General features: G+C 46.8%; 22 protein-coding genes, 1 tRNA gene and 1 other RNA gene. 17 read left to right on the top strand and 7 right to left on the bottom strand.

Features of this window, described 5'->3' with window-relative positions:
• The first annotated feature begins 8 nt into the window (after positions 1 to 8).
• From B4J50_RS02860 to B4J50_RS02850, 3 genes are all read left to right on the top strand, one after another.
• Complete coding sequence (locus tag B4J50_RS02860) at positions 9 to 1,409, top strand: glucose-6-phosphate isomerase (protein ID WP_024821901.1); 1,401 nt, start codon at positions 9 to 11, stop codon at positions 1,407 to 1,409.
• A 135-nt stretch (positions 1,410 to 1,544) separates the two neighbouring features.
• Positions 1,545 to 2,285, top strand: a complete 741-nt coding sequence (locus tag B4J50_RS02855; protein WP_024821902.1) for an ABC transporter ATP-binding protein — start codon at positions 1,545 to 1,547, stop codon at positions 2,283 to 2,285.
• Positions 2,272 to 3,219, top strand: a complete 948-nt coding sequence (locus B4J50_RS02850; RefSeq protein WP_286847479.1) for a SufB/SufD family protein — start codon at positions 2,272 to 2,274, stop codon at positions 3,217 to 3,219. Before B4J50_RS02855 ends, B4J50_RS02850 begins: the two co-directional genes overlap by 14 nt.
• 203 nt (positions 3,220 to 3,422) lie before the next feature.
• On the opposite strand, the gene B4J50_RS02845 is transcribed toward B4J50_RS02850, so the two are convergent.
• Positions 3,423 to 4,184, bottom strand: coding sequence for a tRNA 2-thiocytidine biosynthesis TtcA family protein (locus B4J50_RS02845; protein WP_286847481.1), 762 nt, complete (start codon positions 4,182 to 4,184; stop codon positions 3,423 to 3,425).
• Positions 4,185 to 4,340: 156 nt separating this feature from the next.
• Between B4J50_RS02845 and B4J50_RS02840 the strand changes: the two genes are divergently transcribed.
• Positions 4,341 to 5,033 carry a response regulator gene (locus B4J50_RS02840; protein WP_024821905.1) on the top strand — a complete coding sequence of 231 codons (693 nt, stop codon included), beginning with the start codon at positions 4,341 to 4,343 and terminating at the stop codon, positions 5,031 to 5,033.
• 122 nt (positions 5,034 to 5,155) lie between these two features.
• Here B4J50_RS02840 and fliD read toward each other — a convergent pair whose 3' ends face one another.
• The gene (gene fliD, locus B4J50_RS02835; protein WP_286847483.1) at positions 5,156 to 7,195 is read right to left on the bottom strand and encodes a flagellar filament capping protein FliD; all 2,040 of its coding nucleotides are present in this window, start codon (positions 7,193 to 7,195) and stop codon (positions 5,156 to 5,158) included.
• A 151-nt stretch (positions 7,196 to 7,346) separates the two neighbouring features.
• On the opposite strand from fliD, the gene B4J50_RS02830 reads away from it, so the two are divergent.
• Genes B4J50_RS02830 through B4J50_RS02795 form a run of 8 tightly spaced genes read left to right on the top strand, consistent with a single transcriptional unit; the run spans position 7,347 to position 12,995 of the window.
• The gene (locus B4J50_RS02830; RefSeq protein WP_024821907.1) at positions 7,347 to 7,922 is read left to right on the top strand and encodes a D-sedoheptulose-7-phosphate isomerase; all 576 of its coding nucleotides are present in this window, start codon (positions 7,347 to 7,349) and stop codon (positions 7,920 to 7,922) included.
• Positions 7,912 to 8,646 carry a nucleotidyltransferase family protein gene (locus tag B4J50_RS02825; RefSeq protein ID WP_286847485.1) on the top strand — a complete coding sequence of 245 codons (735 nt, stop codon included), beginning with the start codon at positions 7,912 to 7,914 and terminating at the stop codon, positions 8,644 to 8,646. Before B4J50_RS02830 ends, B4J50_RS02825 begins: the two co-directional genes overlap by 11 nt.
• Before the next feature lie 14 nt (positions 8,647 to 8,660).
• A complete protein-coding gene (locus B4J50_RS02820) occupies positions 8,661 to 9,626 on the top strand; it encodes a GDP-mannose 4,6-dehydratase (protein ID WP_286847487.1) in 966 nt (321 codons plus the stop codon).
• 16 nt (positions 9,627 to 9,642) lie between these two features.
• The gene (locus B4J50_RS02815; RefSeq protein ID WP_286953912.1) at positions 9,643 to 10,236 is read left to right on the top strand and encodes a hypothetical protein; all 594 of its coding nucleotides are present in this window, start codon (positions 9,643 to 9,645) and stop codon (positions 10,234 to 10,236) included.
• Between the two features lie 4 nt (positions 10,237 to 10,240).
• Positions 10,241 to 10,807: a D-glycero-alpha-D-manno-heptose-1,7-bisphosphate 7-phosphatase gene (locus tag B4J50_RS02810; protein WP_286953942.1), complete on the top strand. Its 567-nt coding sequence runs from the start codon at positions 10,241 to 10,243 to the stop codon at positions 10,805 to 10,807.
• 48 nt (positions 10,808 to 10,855) lie between these two features.
• Complete coding sequence (locus tag B4J50_RS02805; RefSeq protein WP_286846739.1) at positions 10,856 to 11,911, top strand: lysylphosphatidylglycerol synthase transmembrane domain-containing protein; 1,056 nt, start codon at positions 10,856 to 10,858, stop codon at positions 11,909 to 11,911.
• A complete protein-coding gene (locus B4J50_RS02800; RefSeq protein ID WP_286953908.1) occupies positions 11,901 to 12,464 on the top strand; it encodes a methyltransferase family protein in 564 nt (187 codons plus the stop codon). The genes B4J50_RS02805 and B4J50_RS02800 overlap by 11 nt, the downstream gene beginning before the upstream one ends.
• 9 nt (positions 12,465 to 12,473) lie before the next feature.
• Positions 12,474 to 12,995, top strand: coding sequence for a methylated-DNA--[protein]-cysteine S-methyltransferase (locus B4J50_RS02795; protein ID WP_286846743.1), 522 nt, complete (start codon positions 12,474 to 12,476; stop codon positions 12,993 to 12,995).
• A gap of 101 nt (positions 12,996 to 13,096) precedes the next feature.
• On the opposite strand, the gene fabG is transcribed toward B4J50_RS02795, so the two are convergent.
• The gene (gene fabG / locus B4J50_RS02790) at positions 13,097 to 13,882 is read right to left on the bottom strand and encodes a 3-oxoacyl-ACP reductase FabG (protein WP_286846744.1); all 786 of its coding nucleotides are present in this window, start codon (positions 13,880 to 13,882) and stop codon (positions 13,097 to 13,099) included.
• A gap of 296 nt (positions 13,883 to 14,178) precedes the next feature.
• On the opposite strand from fabG, the gene B4J50_RS02785 reads away from it, so the two are divergent.
• A complete protein-coding gene (locus tag B4J50_RS02785; protein WP_024821916.1) occupies positions 14,179 to 15,240 on the top strand; it encodes an NAD(P)-dependent alcohol dehydrogenase in 1,062 nt (353 codons plus the stop codon).
• A 50-nt stretch (positions 15,241 to 15,290) separates the two neighbouring features.
• Here B4J50_RS02785 and B4J50_RS02780 read toward each other — a convergent pair whose 3' ends face one another.
• The gene (locus tag B4J50_RS02780; protein WP_286953907.1) at positions 15,291 to 16,535 is read right to left on the bottom strand and encodes an NAD(P)-dependent malic enzyme; all 1,245 of its coding nucleotides are present in this window, start codon (positions 16,533 to 16,535) and stop codon (positions 15,291 to 15,293) included.
• Between the two features lie 27 nt (positions 16,536 to 16,562).
• The gene (locus B4J50_RS02775) at positions 16,563 to 17,120 is read right to left on the bottom strand and encodes a hydrolase (protein ID WP_024821918.1); all 558 of its coding nucleotides are present in this window, start codon (positions 17,118 to 17,120) and stop codon (positions 16,563 to 16,565) included.
• 133 nt (positions 17,121 to 17,253) lie between these two features.
• Here B4J50_RS02775 and B4J50_RS02770 point away from each other — a divergent pair, with 133 nt between their 5' ends.
• The 4 genes from B4J50_RS02770 (at position 17,254) to ssrA (ending at position 18,938) form a co-directional block, all read left to right on the top strand.
• Complete coding sequence (locus B4J50_RS02770) at positions 17,254 to 17,895, top strand: hypothetical protein (RefSeq protein ID WP_024821919.1); 642 nt, start codon at positions 17,254 to 17,256, stop codon at positions 17,893 to 17,895.
• A gap of 43 nt (positions 17,896 to 17,938) precedes the next feature.
• A tRNA-Pro gene (locus tag B4J50_RS02765) sits at positions 17,939 to 18,016 on the top strand.
• A 108-nt stretch (positions 18,017 to 18,124) separates the two neighbouring features.
• On the top strand, positions 18,125 to 18,586 hold the full coding sequence (gene smpB / locus B4J50_RS02760; RefSeq protein ID WP_024821920.1) for an SsrA-binding protein SmpB: 462 nt from the start codon (positions 18,125 to 18,127) through the stop codon (positions 18,584 to 18,586).
• Positions 18,587 to 18,938, top strand: a transfer-messenger RNA (tmRNA) gene (ssrA, locus tag B4J50_RS02755).
• 105 nt (positions 18,939 to 19,043) lie between these two features.
• On the opposite strand, the gene B4J50_RS02750 is transcribed toward ssrA, so the two are convergent.
• Positions 19,044 to 19,754: an ABC transporter ATP-binding protein gene (locus tag B4J50_RS02750; protein WP_024821922.1), complete on the bottom strand. Its 711-nt coding sequence runs from the start codon at positions 19,752 to 19,754 to the stop codon at positions 19,044 to 19,046.
• Between the two features lie 2 nt (positions 19,755 to 19,756).
• Positions 19,757 to 20,080, bottom strand: a 324-nt coding sequence (locus tag B4J50_RS02745) for an FtsX-like permease family protein (RefSeq protein ID WP_286953905.1), incomplete at its 5' end; no start/stop codon positions are given.

Here is a 20,080-nt window from a genome sequence, read left to right as displayed (position 1 = left end):
GTCATAAAATGAAACCCTTGCTTCAGCTCCATTTAGGAGCTGCTCTAGGTTCCCATCTTGTTTCGGGAGGAGCAACGTTTCAGGAACTTCAGAACCTTTCGTCTCGCCTTAGACAGGCGGCTCAACAGATAAAGGAGCGATCTCGTGACGGTTTGCAGGGCACGGGATGGCTCCTTTTACCTTACTCTGATCCTACAGAGGTAATGAAAGTGGGAAGATCCCTCGCTTCTTTTGATGCGTTGATACAGATAGGGATTGGCGGATCAGCGTTAGGGAATCAAATGCTTCATTCTGCTCTTTTGCCCCCGTATTGGAACGAAATTTGTCATGAAAAAGGGAGGCCTCGTTTCTATATTTCCGATAATGTAGATTCTCTTGAGAACATGACTATGTGGAAGTGTGTGGATCCTAAACGTACTGCTTTGATTGTAGCAAGCAAGTCGGGCTCTACTGCTGAGACTATGGCAAACTTCCTCTTTTCCTGGGAACGTTTGGAAAGGGCTGTGGGAAAAGAAGAAGCAGCCAGGCAGACAGTAGTGATTACCGATCTGAAAGAGAGTCTGCTGAAGGATTTTGCTCTGGAGCAAGGCTGTCTTACGTTAGAGCTTCCTTCCACTGTTGGAGGCCGTTACTCTGTTCTTTCCCCGGTGGGGTTGCTTTCTGCCGCTGCTCTTGGAATAGATGTGCCAGCCCTTCTTTGCGGGGCCCGCGAAATGGCGCAGTCTCTCGTCGATCTGGAGGGAATGGAACAGAATCCAGCCTGGGTTTTTGCGGGACTCACTTGGCTTCATTATCTCAGAGGAAGGAATATGATTGCTTTTATTCCATATCTTGACGGACTCGCCATGTTCAGTGACTGGTTCGCTCAACTTTGGGGGGAGAGCCTGGGGAAGGCAGGAAGAGGGTCTACCCCCATTAAGGCTCTTGGAACTATCGATCAACATTCCCAGCTTCAGTTATACACGGAAGGGCCAGATGACAAATTATATGTATTAGTACATGTGAAGCATGTGGATGAGGATATTACAATTCCTCTCTCTAAAGATAAAAGCCTGTCTTCTCTTTCATATCTTTTCAATCAGTCAATGAATCGGCTACGGGATGTAGAGCAGCTCTCCACAGCTTCCGCCCTCATTAAGGCAGGGCGTCCGGTTCTTTGGGTGGAGATACCGAAACTTGATGCGAAGCATCTTGGAGGGCTTATCTATTTCTTCGAGTTTGCCACAGCTCTTACTGGCGGGGTGATGGATGTAAATCCTTTCGATCAGCCAGGAGTAGAGCAAGGGAAACATTATACATACGGTTTGATGGAGAGGCCAGGCTATCAGTCTTTCGCAGAAGAAGCCCGCGGTTTTTCCGCATTGCTTTCTCAACGTACGATCGCCATCCCATCGCAGGAAAAGTGTTAGAATACAGGGCAGATTAGAGACTATATAAAACATAAAAACTTAACCCCGGCTGGATGGGAATCCTGGTGGGCTTGCAGACTGTAGATTATGTAAAAGGAAGAATAAGTAAAGCTGAATAGAAGGGATTGGGGAAGTATGGATACGTCTCTCCTGAACGTACATTCCATAACAGTTCGTCGGGGAAATGCGACGATACTGAGGGATTTAAGCCTCCGCGTAGAGGCTGGAGAAGTGACAGGTGTATTAGGTCGAAATGGAGCAGGGAAGTCGACCCTCGCCTATGCGCTGATGGGGGTGCCAGACTATATTCCGGCTAAAGGGACTATTTTTTTCCAGGGCCAGGATATTACCCAGTGGGCTATTACCGAGCGTGCCAGAGCAGGTATAACGTTGGCGTGGCAGCTCCCAGCAAGATATGAGGGTATTACAATTCGAGACTATCTTCGCACGGGAGCAAAAAGTTGTTCAGAACGAGATCTGGAAGAAGCCATGTCTTTTATTCAAATGAATTCTTCTTTTCTGGATCGCTGTATAGATAAGAGCCTTTCAGGGGGGGAGCGGAAACGCATAGAACTTGCCTCCATTTATTTAATGAAACCTCAACTGGCTATTTTGGATGAACCGGATTCAGGGGTGGATTTGCTCGCTTTGCGGGAGGTTATGGGGCTTTTGCGTCTCTTGGCAGATGGTGGAAGTGGCGTAATGGTGATTACCCACCGGGAAGATGTGGCGGCAGGTTGTGACCGATCATACCTTATGTGCGATGGCCGAATTATATTGGAAGGCAGTGCCTCAGCTGTAAAACGCTATTTTATGTCTCAGTGCCGCCCTTGTGACGGATGTGAAGAGCAGGTGATTCGCCGTGGCAAAGATTAGCGAAGAGTTTCAAGAGATCCTTTCTATTGCTGCCCAATCTCCCAACCATGGCTATTTCAACCATCGCAAAGGAGCGTATGCCTTTATTCAAGCGAATAAAGTTGTTGACTATCATGAAATAGAAGGAGTCCATATTGAGGCTTACGAAACAGACGATGGAGTAAAGGCCTTTATTGAGATAGAAGAAGGGACGCAGGTGAAAGAGCCTGTTCATCTCTGTTTTGGCGATGTCCGCAAAGATGGGCGGCAGGTTATCGTAAGTCATATTGTAGTAGGCCGCGGGGCGAAGGTGGAGTTTTTAGCTCACTGTGTGTTCCCTCATGCAGAAAAATTCCTTCACGCCATGGAAGGCCTTGTGGAGGTAGGGGAGGGAGCGGATGTTGCTTATAGAGAGCTCCATTTTCACGGACCGAAGAGCCAGATGGACGTTCGGCCTGTAACGAAAGTGACAGTTCAGAATGGCGGCCGGTACGTAAATGATTTTACGTTAGTAGAAGGGCAGATCGGTACCCTTGATATTAAGATCGATATAGATGCTGTTGGAGATGGGAGCCATGTAGAGCTTACCTCAAAGGTCTATGGGAAACATGATGATCAAGTTAAAATTCAGGATGTTGTAAAATTGTCTGGACAGAATAGTTCGGCGCTTATTAAGACTCGTACCGTTTTGAAGGATCACAGTAGAGGGAGTTTCCTTGGCATGATTGATGGGGCGGCTTCAGGTGCGAAAGGCCATGTTGATTGCACGGAAGTGATTCAAGGTCACGCTGTGGCCGATGCTTCTCCTGTGGTGCGAGCATCTCACCCGGAAGCGGAAGTGACCCATGAGGCAGCTATAGGTCGAATTGCCGACGATAAAATAGTCGGACTTATGGCGAAAGGGCTTTCGGCGGACGAAGCTATAGACATGATTGTCTCTGGTTTGTTGAAGTAGAGACACCCGATTAAAAAAATAATAGATGAGGGAGAAGCTTCGTATGTGAGCTCCTCCCTTTTCTTTGTCTTCTTGGCGACTCGTACTCAGCCTTCCCCTATTCTCCATTTTGTAAGCGTGGCACAAAATTACGGACCAAGTGTTTCGCTATCTGCCTTCCCCTTTTGCTCCAACTCACCTCAACAGGTCTCGGGGGGGCTCTATCAGTCTTCCTCTTTTTCCTTTTGCCATATGTCGGAAGAACGTATTGAGGAGAGGGCGTGAAGAATATTGACTTTGATCCACGGAGCTTCTTTCTCAAGCTCCCCAATGAGAGAGCGGGTGCGGCTTCTCTGAGTATCTAGAGAAAAAGGACAAACTTCTTGAACGACAGGCAGATTGAGTCGCACCGCTTCACTGCGCAACTCTTCCTCACCTACGTAGATGAGGGGCCTGATGACCCAGACGTTTGTTCGACTTTGCCAGAAGCGAGGTTGAAAACATTTGAATCGGCCAGTTTGAAATAAGTTCATAAGCACAGTCTCTGCCACATCGTCAAGATTGTGCCCTAAAGCCAGAACGTTATATCCTTTATCTTGAGCTACGGAACTGATAATTCCTCGCCTAAGGTTTGCACAAAAACTGCAGGGAGATTTTTCGTCCCTGTTTTTTATTATTTCCGATATAGGGTAGAGAGTGATAAAATGATCTACTTCTAAAGAGTGGCAAAAGTTGGTTAGAGGTTTGGTGTCTAAATGTCCCCCGGAAATATCTACTGTGCAAGCGGCGAGGCCGAAATGGCGAGGTGATCGTTTCCTGAACAACGCGAGGGCTGTGAGCAACATGAGACTGTCTTTTCCTCCAGAGAGTCCCACCATTATTTTATCCCCATCGTTGATCATGGAGTAATCTCCTAGCGCTTTGCCGATTCTTTTCCGGATAGTTGGTTGTATTTTTAGTTCTTTATCCTTTATTCCTTGAATCATCTGTAAATTTGTGCCTCTCTTTATAAAATAAGTTATAATTAGGGCTGAAGTCCCAACTGTATGGAAGATAGAAGTACGGTATAGTTTTACAAAAACAACTAAACTATACCATAGTTATGGTGAAATGATTTTTAAAGAGTACGTGGAGGTGGAGCTATGGATCCGATACGCCTGGTTATCGCGGATGACCATCGACTCTTTCGAGATGGCGTCAAAAAGTTGTTAGAACTGGAGTCGGATATAGAGGTGATCGGTGAAGCTGGAGATGGGGAAGAGGCGCTGAAGGTGGTCCGAGACAGGGAGCCAGATGTGCTTCTCTTCGACATTAATATGCCCAAAATCGATGGGATTCAGCTCGTGAGGGAGCTGAACAGTTATCCCCATAATATTAAGTACGTGGCTGTGAGCGCTTACGATGATGAAGATAGCCTGTCGGCTCTTTCTTCAGCTGGAGTTTTGGGATTTGTTTTGAAAGCGTCTGGGCGAGTAGAACTTTTGTCGGCTATCCGATCGGCCAACAGAAACCAGCCTTACGTAGATCCTCGCGTTGCAGGAAAGCTGCTCACTTCTTTCTCACGGCGTAAAGAGGAGAACGACCAGCTTTATGAACTGACACCCCGAGAAAAAGAGATATTATACTGGCTGTCTCAAGGGTTGAGTAATGCTGAAGTGGCTTCTAAGATGGTGCTTTCAGAAAAAACAGTGAAGAACCATGTAAGTCACGTTCTTAAGAAACTAGACTTACGGGACCGCACGCAAGCGGCTATTCTTGCGTGGAGAATTGGGTTTGCCCAGCTGCAACCGGAATCATTACGCCAAATCATTGGTGGCAGTATAGGAGAAAAATAAAAAAATTCATAAAAAGGAGAGGCTTTTTGTTCAGCGCCCCAAAAGCTGGACATGGAATCCAGCATGTAGAGGTGCGCTTCATTTGCCTCTCCTTTGTCCTTTTTGCTCTTTATCCTATTCCTTTATTTGTTGTTTTGTTGCATCCCAAGCTGAGAAGAGATCCCAGATATCCACGAAAGCTGCTGTTGAAGCTGAGCCAGCCTTTTTTCAGCATCAGTGTATTGTTTGTAAATGCGCTTCTGCCTAACGGCGAGCTGTTCATCGAAATTTGAGATGCGCTTGTCAAGAGAAGAGATCTGATCTTCCCAGAACTTGATTTGGCTCGGGATTCTTCCCTTGGGTTTCGATGTCCCCCCTACGGCGACTGTGGAGGAGCTGACACATCCTTCCATAGTGGCGTCTAATCGCTTCATGACGGTGGTCATGAAGGTCTGAACTGCCTCAGGGTCCCTTTTCATGGCTTCCATAAATTTATCTGTATTAAACTCTAACTTACCGCTTTTACCAAAGTTGGCCTTTTCTGTGGAAATACCTAACTGGGAAAGGCGGGTATAGGGATCATTCATCCCTAAAATTCCCAACACTCCACTGAGGTCGGAGACGGACGCCTGTTTCCCGCTTCCGGCAGCGATGACAAGTCGATCCTCGCTCACCCGAGCTGTGGCCAGGGGAGGGGAGTATGGTTCTCCTTCAGAGTTATATCGTAAGTCATGAGCATTATTGATGCGGTCGGCTACGTCTTGGAGGGTATCCTCCGGCTTCACTGCAATAGCTACGCCGCGGTCTCCCACAGAGAGAGTGAAGGATGTATCGTTGGTGAGACCTTCTTCTTTAAGAGTCCCTAAAACAGCCTGACTGCCTGTCCTTTTTGTAAAGGGAATGAGGGCCGGGTTTCCTAAATCGTAGCGCAATTGACTTTTAATTTGCCAAAGGGTGGAGTCTCCATGGAGCTTTCCCCATTTGCGCTCAAAATCAGACTTAGGATTTTTAACAAGCTCTTCGGAGAGGCGGATATTAATCCAGTCCATAATTTCATTATAGGCTTTGACGAACTCTTGAGTTGACGTAACGGCTTTTTCCGCATCAAGAGATATGTCCATGGTCACTTTACCAGGCCCGTTGATAGAGAGGGTTACCCCTTCAAGAACGTCATTCACAGTATTGCTCGAACGGGTAATCTTCATCCCATCCACTATGAATTCGGCATCCTGAGCGGCAATATAGTGGTCGACATCATTGGCATTAAGTCCAAGTACATTCAAAACCTGGGCGCTATCTCCCTGATCAAGTGTGTAGACGTTAGCGTTAACTGTATACGATACCTTGTATTTTGACCCTTCTGCCGGTTTATTCCCGCCATCAATCCACGTTATTTTGTTACTTCCTTGCTCCACTGTGAAATCTGTACCTTCCACATAGGTCGTTTCACCTTGAGCCACAACAAGCTTGCCGTTGGCAGGGGCCTGTTTATCGAAAGAAAAATCCAGAAGGTCGGGGTCCCCGTCAGCCCCTCGTGTGATTGTGGATGAAAAAGTTTTCTCACCCAACCCCGTTTCGGGGCTCTCCAGGATAATCCTGTTATCTACAATACGAGCCGTTATCCCCAAAGCTTCTCCTTTGGGCTGTCCATCTGCATCTAGTGTTATATCTGTAGCCTTGTTAATTTTATCCACTACTTTTTGGAGGGAATCCGAGGATGAGACATCTATTTGGGCTCGTTTCCCTCCAATAGAAATATAAAAGGTCTCGTCTGCTGTAAGTCCGGCATCAGCCATGGTCCCTTTAATTTGAGAGCTGAATCGAGTCTCCCGCGTCGCTTTTTGTAATATTTCGATCTCATGGCGACTGATAGCTGCTTTAGATGAAACCTCCGCCGTAACAATTGCGTTACTGTTGGCCCCTCCGCTTAGAACAATAAATTCAGCTTGTTTGCTGCTGTAAGTGCTCTCAAGTTTTAGGGGGGATAACGCCGTACTTGCTTGTTTAATAGAGGCGGAGAGCTCTTTGTAGAGCCCAATTTTGAGTTCCAGTGTATCTTTTTGCCTGAGCCACACCTCTTCGGGCTTCTTCGCTTTTTCCATAACTTTATCGAGCATTGCTCCCCAATCTATACCTGTAGCAACTCCAGGCATTGTAAAGAGCGGATCGTTCGAACTAGCCATAGCGTATCCTCCTTACTCTGTATAATCCTTCATATCAATTATCGGACAAAGAAGTGAATGTCTTGATAGAATTTTTGCACCACATATTCGGGTTTTCTCCTCTCATCGTGGTAGAATAACGTTTTAAGAAGGTTTTGAAGGGGCTGGTCCCATGATTGGAGTTATACAAAAAGAGCTGCAAGAGGCTATATGCGTTAAAAAGGCGGCATTGGCTCTATCTGAAAAGGTTGAAAAAGCAGCTAATATCCTCATACAATCTCTCTCCCATGGTGGAACAATATTTCTTTGTGGCAACGGAGGATCTGCTGCTGACGCTCAACATTTAGCGGCAGAGTTGGTTGGCCGTTTTGAGAGGAACCGCAGGGCTTTGCCAGCTATGGCTTTGACGGTAGATACAAGCATTATGACGGCAGTTGCCAACGACTTTGGGTACGAGGAGATTTTTGTGAGGCAACTTGAAGGCTTAGCTGAGCCGGGAGATGTGTTAGTGGGCATCTCTACCAGCGGCCGAAGTTCCAATGTGGTAAGAGCCATGAAGTGGGGGCGTGAAAACAACCTCGAAACTATTGGAATGACTGGCGAGAAGGGTGGAGACATGGTGCCTTTTTCCTCTGTCCTGTTAGCGGCTCCTTCCCCACACACTCCCCGCATTCAGGAACTCCATATTACATGGGGACATATTCTATGCAAATTAGTAGAGGAGGCTTTATTCCCTCATGAACCATGAATTGGCTGTAATTCTGGCAGGAGGTCTCGGCACTCGTCTGCGATCCGTTGTTTCGGACCGCCCAAAGGCCCTTGCTCCTATTCAGGGTAAACCTTTTCTTCATTGGTTGCTTTCTTTCCTTTCGCGCAGAGGGATTGGTGAATGTCTTTTGCTTTTAGGCTATAAAGCCGAGCAAATTATGGAATACTGTGGAGATGGAAGGGCCTGGGGGCTCTCTATAAATTACAGCCTCGAGCCAGCACCTCTGGATAAAGGGGGGGCTTTGCGTTTCGCTCTTCCGCAGATACACCACGATGATTTCCTTTTCCTGAACGGAGATACAATTCTGGATGTGGATATTCCGTCTATGTTCTCTACAAGCCGAGAACGTGGGTCTCATGTCCTTATAGGGCTTAGAAAATGGCCATCTATAGAGAGAATGGATCCAGTGGAGATAGATGGGGCGGGGAAAGTATTGCGCTTTGGGGATGTTACTATTCCTGCCGATGAAAGAGGAGAATGGTTTGTGAACGGCGGGGTATATGTAGTCAAGAAACACGTGGTAGAATCTCTTCCAGAAGAGCGTCTTTCTTGGGAGAAACAGGTTTTGCCGACGCTCTTGCGAAAAAAGCAGCCAGTTCATTCTCTCCAGTCCAGAGGATATTTTATCGACATCGGAGTTCCAGAAGATTATCAGAGAGCACAAGAAGAAATTCCTCGTTTTGTAGCCTCTCTGAAGGCTTAAAGAAGGTGTTGTGAATGTCTACAAAAATTTTTATTACGGGAATTGGCGGCTTTATAGGAAGCCATCTTTCGGAATTTCTGGCACGTCAGGGCTTCGAGGTCTGGGGCTCTTATTTTCGCCCCACCAACGATATGAGTGTCCCTCGCCAGCATGCGAAAGGTCTTTTCAATATTGATCTCCGGCAACGGGATCATCTGGAAGAAGCCTTGAATATTGTTCGTCCGCACGTAATTTACCATTTGGCGGCTCAGAGCTATCCCATGGTTTCCTACAAACAACCTGAATATACAGTAGAGTCTAATATAATAGGAACTCTCAATCTCTTCGAAACAATGCTCAAGCTCGGTCTTCATGAGGCGAGGGTTCTGCTCGCTTCTTCCACGGCTGCCTACGGCTTCATTGATCCATCTGAGGCGCCAGTTACGGAGGATCAGCCGTTCCGCCCAGCTCATGTGTATGGTATGTCTAAGGCTGGTCAAGATTTGTTAGGGTATACCTACTTTAAGACTCATGGCCTTGACATTATCCGGATGCGGATCGGGAATTGCGTTGGAAGGCGACGGAGGGGAGAGGTCGTTTCCGATTTTACCATGCGCCGAGCCCAGATAGATTTGGACCTTATTCCTCCGAAGTTCAGAGTGGGGAATCTTTATACGAAGCGGGCTTTCCTTGATGTGCGAGACGCGGTAGAAGGCTTTCTGGCCTTGCAGAAAAAAGGGAAAAGCGGAGAAGCGTATAATATTTCTGGCGCTGAAGCCGTTTCTATGCAGCACCTCCTTGACGTGGTGTTACAGGGTTGTGAGAAAAATGTCCACGTTGTGGAAGACCCAGAACTGGTTCGAGCTGTTGACGAGCTTATTTATTGGAATGACCTTTCCAAAATAAAGAAAGATACAGGCTGGTTTCCTTGCCGGAAGCTCGAAGAAACAGTTGTGGATATGATCGATTGGTGGAAAGGCGTTTTACCTTGCGGGCGTTAGAGGGAGGAAACAAATATTGATAATAACCATTGACGGAAAAGAACTAGAGCTGAATTTAGATGATAAAGAGCTCCTATTGAAAGAGGTACAGCAACGGCTTCTGGACAAGGGGCGGATTCTTCACTCTATTAAAGTGGACGGAGAAGAGGTTGAAGAGGACGTTTTTCTTTCCTGTCAAGGGGTGGAGACAGTTGATTTTTTAAGTACCTCCATTCGCCAATGTGTATTGGAATCTCTGGAGAGTGCAGAATCTTATTTCCCTGCCCTGTTGAATGGCATGGAACGCATCGTGGAGTTTCTCGAGGGAGAAGAAACGGATAAGGCGTTAAAGAGCCTCCAGCAGGGGATAGAGGGGATTGGGTGGTTGCTGCATACTATGCGGAACTCTCAATTCTTGCTCGGCGCTGAGGATAAAGATCTTGCAGACGGAAATCTTAAAGAAACATGGGCACACCTTGAGGGGGCGTTGAAAAAGGCATCTCTAGCTTTGGAGAAGGCACAGATGCTAGAATTAGCATATATTATCCGGAATGAAGTCATACCTCTTCTTGACGGGCTGTCGCCGTACATAGAGGGACTTCTTTCCTTAGCTCGCAGTGCCATACAATAATCTTATGAAGCCGGCGGTTTTTCTGGATAGGGATGGCACTTTAATAAAGCATGTTCCGTATCTGTCTAAAATGAGTCAAATTAAACTTGTGCCTCATGCTGCTGATGCTTTAAAAATTTTAAGAGATATAGGTTTTAGCATTGTAGTTGTTTCTAATCAGAGCGGCGTTGCCAGAGGATATTTTGATGAACCCTTCGTTCAGGCTTGTCATGAAGAGATTGAACGTATGCTTGAGAAGGAAGGTGCCTCCATTGATGGATATTATTATTGCCCTCACCATCCCCTTTTGGGGGCTCCTCCGTATAAGAAACAGTGTCTTTGTCGGAAGCCGTCTCCTGGCCTGGTTATGCAGGCGGTGAGGGAGTTGGCATTGAACCTTTCCTTGAGTTGGGTTGTGGGAGATAACGAACCGGATCTGCTTTTATCTCAAAATGTAGGATGTCCTTTCATATTGGTTCGAACTGGATATGGCAGAACGATGGAAGAGAAGAGTAACGGAGACCTGCCAACAGGAACAGTCGTGGATGGACTGTATGAGGCTGCCCTCTATATACAGTCTCTCTGCGAGTGAGATTCAAAGAGGGGTATGAAAAAGGACCCCATGAGAGGTGTGTAACTTTTGACATTACGAAAAGGACTTGTCATCTTTTTAACATTGACTTTCGGCGTGAGCGCTATAGTCCTTATTTCAAGTGTGGACGAGGAGACAGTCAAAATGCTCCTTTCCGCAAAGAAAATAGCGCTGCTTATGGCTCTTGCCCTTGTATTTTGCGCATGGTGTTTTGATGCGTTACGGTTTTGTGCTATCGCCAGAGCTGCGTCTGAAAAAGTGACTTTTCGCCTTGGGATTATTCTTACATGGCTTCACTACTTCGGCTGTGCAGTCACGCCAATGCAGAGCGGGGGGGGCCCCTTTCAGGTTTTTGTGCTTTACAAACATAAGATGCCTATTGGCAAAGGAGTCGCAATTACCCTTACCCGCACTCTATTAACCCTTTTGTTACTTGGAATTGTGGTGCCCATCTCCCTCATTCTTGTCCCTGATTTTTTGGGAGAGGGTCTTTTTTTAAAGAGCATATTTACCTATGTGGCTATTTTTGTAACAGTATCCTGGCTCTTGGTAGTTCTCAGCTTGACTCGCCCAAAACTTATGAAAAAGTGGGGGCAAATACTGACTCTTTGGCTGAAAAAAATCGGTCTAGTTAGACCTCGAAAAGTGCTTTGCATTGTTCGTCGAGTGAATCACGAGATCGATAATTACAACGAGAATTTCAGGCTATTCTTCTCGTCGGGCCTTCCTTACTTCCTTCAAGCCGTATTTTTCTCGGCGCTGCACCTGGTCTGCCTTTTCTCTGTCCTCCCCTGCCTCATTTGGGCTGTAGGCCTGCCGGTAAATTATTTCCAGGCTTTTATGACTCAGGCCGTGTTCTTGTTCGTCCTTTACTTTATCCCAACTCCGGGAGCGAGCGGTGTAGCCGAAGGTGGAGGAGCGGCTCTTTTTGGATTGTTGGTTCCATGGAATATTGCAGGCATTATGGCAATTCTATGGCGTTTTTTTACAGAATACCTGGCTATAGGGATGGGTACTATTGTGGCTATCCGATTGCTAGGTTGGGGCACGAGCGAGCAAATATTTAAAGAAGAAAGCGAGAAGTGTTCTCGTCATGACGCATAACTCATTTCGCGCCAAAGTTTTCCATTTACGAGGGGGGCTGTGGACAGGACTGTATCTCCTCATCCTCTTAGGGGCTCGACCTGTTTGGGGAAGAGTTCTTCCTTCCCTTCTGCTTGTGGCGATAGGGCAACTCTTACGATTTTGGGCTGTGGGATGTATTCAGAAATATCGTGGGGAACAAGTGAAAGCCGACCAGCTCGTTACGTGGGGACCCTACGCTCTGGTACGAAATCCCCTTTACGTAGGGAACGGCCTTATAGGTCTAGGATGGGCCGTATTAGCAGGGCCTTGGGTTGTGGCGCTCTTCCTCTTCTCTTTTGCGCTCATATATGGAATCTGGATTGTGCCCTATGAAGAGAGCTTTCTTCGAGACAAGTTTGGTGAGCGATATGACGAATATTGCCAAGAGACAGGGCGTTTTTTCCCTGTCGCATGGCCGGAGGATCGCTTAAGAGGACCATATAACTGGGCGACGGTGTGGAAAAGTGAACGGCACTCTCTTTGGGTAACAATAGCTGGAACAGTGGTTTTATTATCTCGTTTCCGGTGGTGATAAAGAGTCATGAAGGTTGTGCAAAGATATGGAGAGATACCGGGAAAACAGTGGAGTCTCCTCGCTTCTCCTCTAGGGAACTGGATAGTGGAGTGGTGTGATGATGGTGTTATTTCTCTTTCGCCTAACGGCAAAAAAGAGTCGGTTTTTTCTCAAGCTGTACCACCTATATGGGTAACTGAGGCATGGAAAGCCTTTTGGGAGGGGAACCCCTTCTACATTAATCTCTGCCAAATCGCCCCTCTAGGAACCTTTAGCATGAGAGTATTGGAGATAACATCATGTATTCCAAGAGGAGCGGTGAAAACCTACCAGGAAATAGCTTCCTTGGCAGGAAATCCTGATGGCGCTCGTGCGGCAGGAAACGCCCTCCGGCGAAATCCATGGCCTCTTTTTGTCCCCTGCCATCGAGTTATACGTAAAGATGGAAGACTCGGTGGGTACGCCGGCCTCAGCGGCACGGATCTAAAACGTCGCCTCCTTCAATATGAAATGGTGCCTGGTTTGAAAAACAGCCACTGCTCGTCCTGATAGCGGAGAACAGTGGCTGAAAACGTGAGGCTATTTATTTCTCAGTAGGTATTTTCATAGTCGCGCCGCAATAGCAAGATTGGACTATTAAATGCTACTCTTTATTTCTCAATAGGTATTTCCATAGCATCGGAGGATTCTGGTAAAATTTGTCCTCCATCAACGACAATAGTCTGCCCTGTAATAAATTTCGCCAGGTCAGAGGCTAAAAAGACCATGGCGTTTCCTATATCTTCAGGTTTTCCTAAAAATCCGAGAGGAATAGATTCCTTCATGGTGTTATAGTATTCCTCTCCCATACTGAGCAGCCCTTCAGTCTCAATATTCCCTGGCTGCACGGCATTGATCCTGATGCCGTATCGGGCAAGCTCTATTGCGGCAGACCGCATAAATCCGAGCTGGGCGGCTTTAGTTGCCCCATAGTGACTCCATCCAGTATATCCAGTAACGGGGCCTGTAATGGAAGATGTAATAACAATATTGCCGCCCCCCTGCTTTTTCATATAGGGAATACATTCCTTGACAGCCAAGAACATCCCCTTCACATTAACTGTATTGATATAATCCCATTCCTCTTCTGACATGTTCTCTATAAGGGACATGGGGAATATTCCTGCATTGCTGCAGAGAATGTCTATTTTCCCATGCCTTTCTATTGCAGTATCTACCATATTCTTAATATCAGCGGCTTTACTTATATCAGCGACTATATAGGAGATAGCGCCGAAATTCGATAGCTCTTTAACTGTGTTCTGGAGATCTTTTTCTGTCCGACCTGTGATGATAACAGTAGCTCCATGATTTAAAAAGGTTTTTGCTATCCCTTTTCCAATACCTTTGCTAGCTCCAGTGACAACCGCGAATGCCCCTTCGAGAAGACGCTCCACTAAAATCGCTCCTTCCATAGTTTTGATAATTTATTCACATATAAAAGTATAGCATAAATTTGAATAAAAGTTAAAGGAAAATACAATACAAATAACAAAAATTCCAATGCACAGCGTAGAAAAAATTGAGCATAGAATATAGAACAAAGAAAACATTTTATATAAAAAGATAATAAAAATATTTATTTTTATTGCCAATATATATTTTTTTGTTATAATGACACATGGGGTTGTGTGAATGTAGTAACGATTTCATGAAGTTGAGAGGTGTTAAATCTAGGAAGGAGGATTACGTTATGAAGGGGTTTGCTATGTTGGGAATTGGTAAAACAGGTTGGATTGATAAGGACAAGCCAGTTGCCGGTCCTTATGACGCTATAGTCCGTCCTATCGCTGTTTCTCCGTGTACATCAGATATTCACACCGTTTTTGAGGGTGCGATTGGGGACAGAAGAGATATGATACTCGGCCACGAAGCAGTTGGGGTTGTGACGGAGGTTGGGGCGGAAGTCAAGGATTTCAAGCCTGGAGACAGGGTTATTGTTCCTGCCATTACTCCTGATTGGCGTTCCATTGCTGTACAGAGAGGCTTTCCTCAGCACTCGAATGGTCTTCTTGCCGGATGGAAATTTTCTAACTTCAAAGATGGAGTTTTTGCGGAGTTCTTCCATGTAAACGATGCTGATATGAATCTTGCATTGCTACCTGATAGCGTTTCCTCCAAAGCTGCTGTTATGATTACTGATATGGTAACCACCGGATTTCATGGAGTAGAGCTGGCGCAGATTGGGTTTGGAATGAGCGTTGCCGTTTTAGGCATTGGGCCAGTGGGGCTTATGGCAGTAGCTGGATCCGCCCTTGCTGGCGCTGGACGTATTTTTGCGGTAGGAAGCCGGCCCAAGTGCGTAGAAGTTGCCAAAGCCTATGGCGCTACAGACATTATTAATTACCGAAATGGAGATATTGTAGAACAGATTATGGAGCTCACCAATGGAGAAGGCGTGGACAGAGTTGTTGTAGCCGCCCCTGGAATTGATATGATCAAGAAGGGCGTTAAGATGGCAAAACCTGGCTCTGTCATTTCTAATGTTAACTATTATGGAGAAGGGGAAGACCTGTTAATCCCTCGGTTGGAGTGGGGATGTGGCATGGCCCACAAAACTATCAGAGGCGGCCTGTGCCCTGGAGGACGGGTTCGTATGGAGCGTTTGGCCTCCCTCGTTGAACATGGTCGGTTAGATCCGTCCCTGTTGCTTACTCATGAGTTTAAGAGTTTCGATAAAATGGAGGAAGCCCTTCTCCTTATGAAGGATAAACCAAAAGATCTCATTAAGCCTATCGTAGTTCTGGAAGATTAGAACTGAATTTATACTGAAAGTGGGGGCGTTTATTGGCCCCCACTCTTTTTTTACATCCGAAGTAAGTATCCTCCGAAAAGTCGCTGCCATGTATCGTCGTAAATCTTTTTTGGGGGGACGGGTTTTCGTGCCAACCCTTCCGTTATGGCGGCCTGCGCTACAGCTTCCGCCACCCGCGGGGCCGTTTCGTCTGAGAACAGGTCTGGCAGAAGGTGTCGCTCGTTCAGACGCCGTTTGTCCACTTCGCTTGCTACAGCTTGAGCAGCTGCGATGAGAATATTTTTATTCAGTCCTGTAGCGCGAACGTCCAGCAATCCCCGTACAAGGCCTGGGTAAATATAGAGGTTCGGCATGGCGTTATAGGCTGCTGTCGTCAAGCCCATAGCGATAATAGATGCCCCGGCAGCCTCAGCTTCCTCCCATGTGATCTCCGGCGTAGGCATGGACAAGGCAAAAATAATGGGGCTTTTGTTCATGGTTTTGATGAAACTGGGTGGGAGTGTTCCTCGAGAGGAAAGGCCGACATACACGTCAGAACCTTTTATGGCCTCTTCCAGCCCGCCACGAAGTTTTTCAGGATTGGTGCGCTCTGACATATTTTGCTGTATGTGATTCATAAAAGGATTGTTTGCCCCAAGAATTCCCTTGCTGTTCAGAACTATTACGTTGGGAACACCCACGTAAAGAAGCATATCTGCCACCGCTATTCCCGCAGCGCCAGCTCCTTGTATAACCACTTTGATTTCAGTTATTTTTTTACCCACCACGGCCAGCGCATTGGTGAGAGCGGCCAGGACTACAGCTGCCGTGCCCTGCTGATCGTCGGAAAAGACAGGGATCTCAATGGATTGCAGCGCTTTTACAATATCGAAAGTGGCAGGGCTTGAGATATCTTCAATGTCAATAGCTCCAAAAGAAGGGGCTATGTGGCGGGCAAACTCTATAATCTCGTCTGTTTTATGAGTTTCGATACACATAGGAATGGCGCTAATATCTCCAAAGTTTTTGAAGAGAAGGCTTTTCCCTTCCATAACAGGAAGGGCCGCATGTGGCCCAATATCGCCCATGCCTAGCACGGCCGTTCCGTCAGAAATAATGGCGAGCCTGTTCCCTCTCCCTGTATATTCATAGGTTCGGTCATGATCTTCCTGAATCTCTAAAGCAGGGTAAACGCTTCCTTGCGCATAGGCTATAGCCAGATCGTCCTCGTTCCGAATGTTGATAGTCGGGTACGTCTTTACTTTCCCGCGAGCTCTTCGATGAAGCTCCAATGCTTTCTGTCTATCGACAGACACAACAATCCCCCCCTCAGTGGGCGTCTTTTATTCTTTGAATAAAGGCAAAAGAGCCTTGAATTCCGGAGTTCCAGACCTCTTCATCAGCTGATAAATCACGGTCTCTGTAGGAACAACAAGAGCACCTGCCTGAATCATAGTCTGCAAAGCCATCTCATGATTATCATTCTTTCTACTGCCGCAGGCATCGGCTGCAAGCCAAACCGAGAATCCATTCCTCAATAAGTCCATAGCTGTGGCTAAAACGCAGATATGACTTTCTATACCCCAAAGGACAACTTGTTTCCGTTTATGCCACTCTAATTCTTTCACAAAACCTTCTTCATCGCAGCAAGAAAAGTGAGTTTTTTCGAAAGCGGGAGCGTGACCTTCAAGGACTTCCAAAATATCACTGTCTGTTCTGCCGAGCCCTTTCGGGTATTGTTCCGTATAGACGAGGGGGATCTTGAATACAGCAGCCGTCTGAAGGAGACGGAGAGTATTGGCTTTCACCTCACGATCGTTGGATATAGCTGGAAGAAGTCGTTCCTGGATATCTATGAATAGGAAGAGGGTTTCCTGACAGGATAGTTTAGAGAGATTCATCTTATTCCTCCTTAATATTGGAATTTTTCTCTTGTACCATAAAAAATATTGTAATATAACTCGTGTAATCAGACACACTTTATGTTATGCTTCTCCTCAATAACGTTTGATTTGTACTTTTGGAGGTACTCGAATGACAAAGCCTCAGGGCGAAAAAAATAACAACGGATCTGAACAGTGGACGGTGCGCGATGTTTTGGTAGCCATGTCTGGTAAGGGATATCCGGCCTATCTGCTGAAGTTTATAACAGACATACAGCTTTGGATGGAAGATATTCTGTCTGGAGAGGAATGTAAAGAAAGCGAAAGGGATATTTTGATGCCGTACCTAGAGGAACCCTTCGAGGTGGATATGGATAATTTGTACTCCCGCCTCGAATGGATAGATCAGTTCGCCGACTTGATTCCGTCTACGCGAAAACCTTCGGGACATTGTGATGCGGTAGTGTTGGCATTAGGGCCAGCTCAGTTTGAGGATGGAATTCGCATGGCTATTGACTATGCCTCTCTTTTTGGCCGTGAGGTGTGTCAGCGTGTCTGGCTTGTGAGCGATAGCTATATGATTAGCGACCTTCTTCGTTATTCGGCCCATATTAAGGCTCTTTTCAATCAGGGGATCGTGTTCCGCTTTGTTATGGTAACCCCATGGGGATGGACAGAAATCCCTATAGGAGAGGAGACACATCCAGGCGGTCGCTTGAACTGGAGGAACCTCCGCAAGGGGTCTCAGGAGGCTTCAAATGGCCCGAATGGTGAAGACGATCGGGCTCGATAAGGGGTTTGACTGGCTGATCTCTGCGTGATACAATCTCGCCGTTCGGGGCGTAGCGCAGTCTGGTAAGCGCGCCTGGTTCGGGACCAGGAGGTCGGAGGTTCGAATCCTCTCGCCCCGACCATAAATAAAAATAGATCCTGGCTGATATGGCCAGGATTTTTTTTAAGGGAAAAATTTAAATTGACTAATGCTGACTATTTTGCTAAAATCCGCAATGGAGGGAAATATTTTGGCTATCGATAAAATTGCGGTTAATAGAAAGGCACGCCATGATTACTTTATCCTCGATACTTTTGAGTGCGGTATTGTACTTACAGGTACCGAAATAAAGTCTGTGCGTGCGGGTAGAGTAAATTTAAAAGACAGTTTTGCTATGATCCGCAACGGAGAACTTTGGCTTATAGGAGTGCATATTTCCCCTTACGAAAAAGGAAGTTACTATAACCATGAACCTGAACGAGATCGAAAGCTATTGGTGCATAGAGCTGAGATTGTTCGGTTAAATAGTAAGGTTCGCGAAAAAGGTTTAACCCTCGTACCCTTGTCTCTCTATATGAAAAATGGACGGCATGCTAAAGTTGAACTGGCTTTGGCGAAGGGTAAGGCCGAACACGATAAGCGTGATGCCATTGCTGAGAAAGATGCAAAACGGGCGATGGCCCGGGCTATCAGGCGTGATGGAAGAGATTAAGGGGGCGACTGGTTTCGACGGCAAGATGGAGGGTCTGGAAGAGCGAGTCGAGGACTCCGCAACCTCGCTAAACGGCGGAACAACAATAAACGTCAACAATAATAATTACGCACTGGCTGCTTAGTTCAGCCACGTCTTCAGTAGATCAGTCACCGGTCTGCTGAAAGGCGTCACAATAAGGTGAATGCCTCGCGGAGAGTGTCTCTGGCTTTGCGAGAAAGACAAGGGGGCTTGGGAGCGCAGAATCCTGTTCCTGGGAGTCTGCATCCGACACTAAATCAGGAACTACACTCGTAGGGCTTCCATGGCTGGCCCTTGTCGGACGGGGGTTCGATTCCCCCCGCCTCCACCAATTATAAAAGACAAACCCGTCTCTTTGGGGTATTCCCAGGGTGGCGGGTTTTCTCTTTCTTCTCTCTGCACCGCCTGGTAGTTAAATGGCTTCCTTGGGAAGCTTTCACTCAAAGCTGCGCCCTTGACCTTCCTCTTCATAGGTTACTCCGTCACGGATGTGATAAATGCGCTTAAAGGTGGGGATTATTTTTTCATCGTGGGTAACCACAATAACGGCAGTCTCGAACCTTTGGGCCATATCGTTCAAGATTCTGATGACCGCCAGCGCACGCTCGCTATCAAGTGGGGCAGTCGGTTCATCGGCCAATATTACCGGCGGGCGATTGACCAAGCCGCGTGCAATGGCTACTCGTTGTTGTTCTCCGCCAGAGAGTTGAGAGGGCATGGCCTTGGCGCGGTGCTCCACATCAAGCGCTTTTAACAATTCTATTGCTTGTTGACGCGCTTCGGCGTTAGGTTTCCCCGCCAGCATAGGCAGCAGGGCAACGTTGTCGGTAACATCTAGGAAAGGAATCAGATATGGCGCTTGAAATACAAAGCCGATACGGTCTCGACGTAGCGCGCGAAGATCTTTGATTTTCCAGCCATCGTGATAAATAACATCATCCCCGAGCATCATTTGCCCGGCAGTCGGCTCTATCACAGCCCCTAAACATTTAAGCAACGTGCTCTTGCCGGAACCTGAAGGTCCAATCAGCCCAACAACTTCGCCTGGCGCAACATGCATGTTTACCATCTTCAATGCGTCTACAGCAGTATCGCCACTCCCATAGCGTTTTCTTAACCCCGAGATGCGAACGCCTTTACCCGTCATATTTAACCTCCTATGGCTTCAGCCGGATCGACCTTAAGAGCGACACGAATGGCTATAATGCTCGACAGAATGCAGATCATAATCACGGCGATAAAACCAAGGACTGAATCGAGAGGCTCTAGCAGCACATATTTGGGGAAAATAGGTGCCATCAACAGGGTCGCCGAGATCTTCCCAACCACAAAACCGATCAAGCCCAGCGCGATGGACTGTTGTACGATCAAACCGATAATGGTGCGATTCTTTGTGCCGATCAGTTTCAACACTGCGATTTCTCTTATTTTCCCAAGTGTCAGCGTGTAGATGATGAAGGCGACAATAACCGA

The sequence above is a fragment of the Aminobacterium sp. UBA4908 genome, assembly GCF_002398115.1.
Taxonomy (GTDB): domain Bacteria; phylum Synergistota; class Synergistia; order Synergistales; family Aminobacteriaceae; genus Aminobacterium; species Aminobacterium mobile.
Note: the sequence above shows the minus strand (reverse complement) of the source record. Positions and strands in the feature narration are given on the sequence as shown.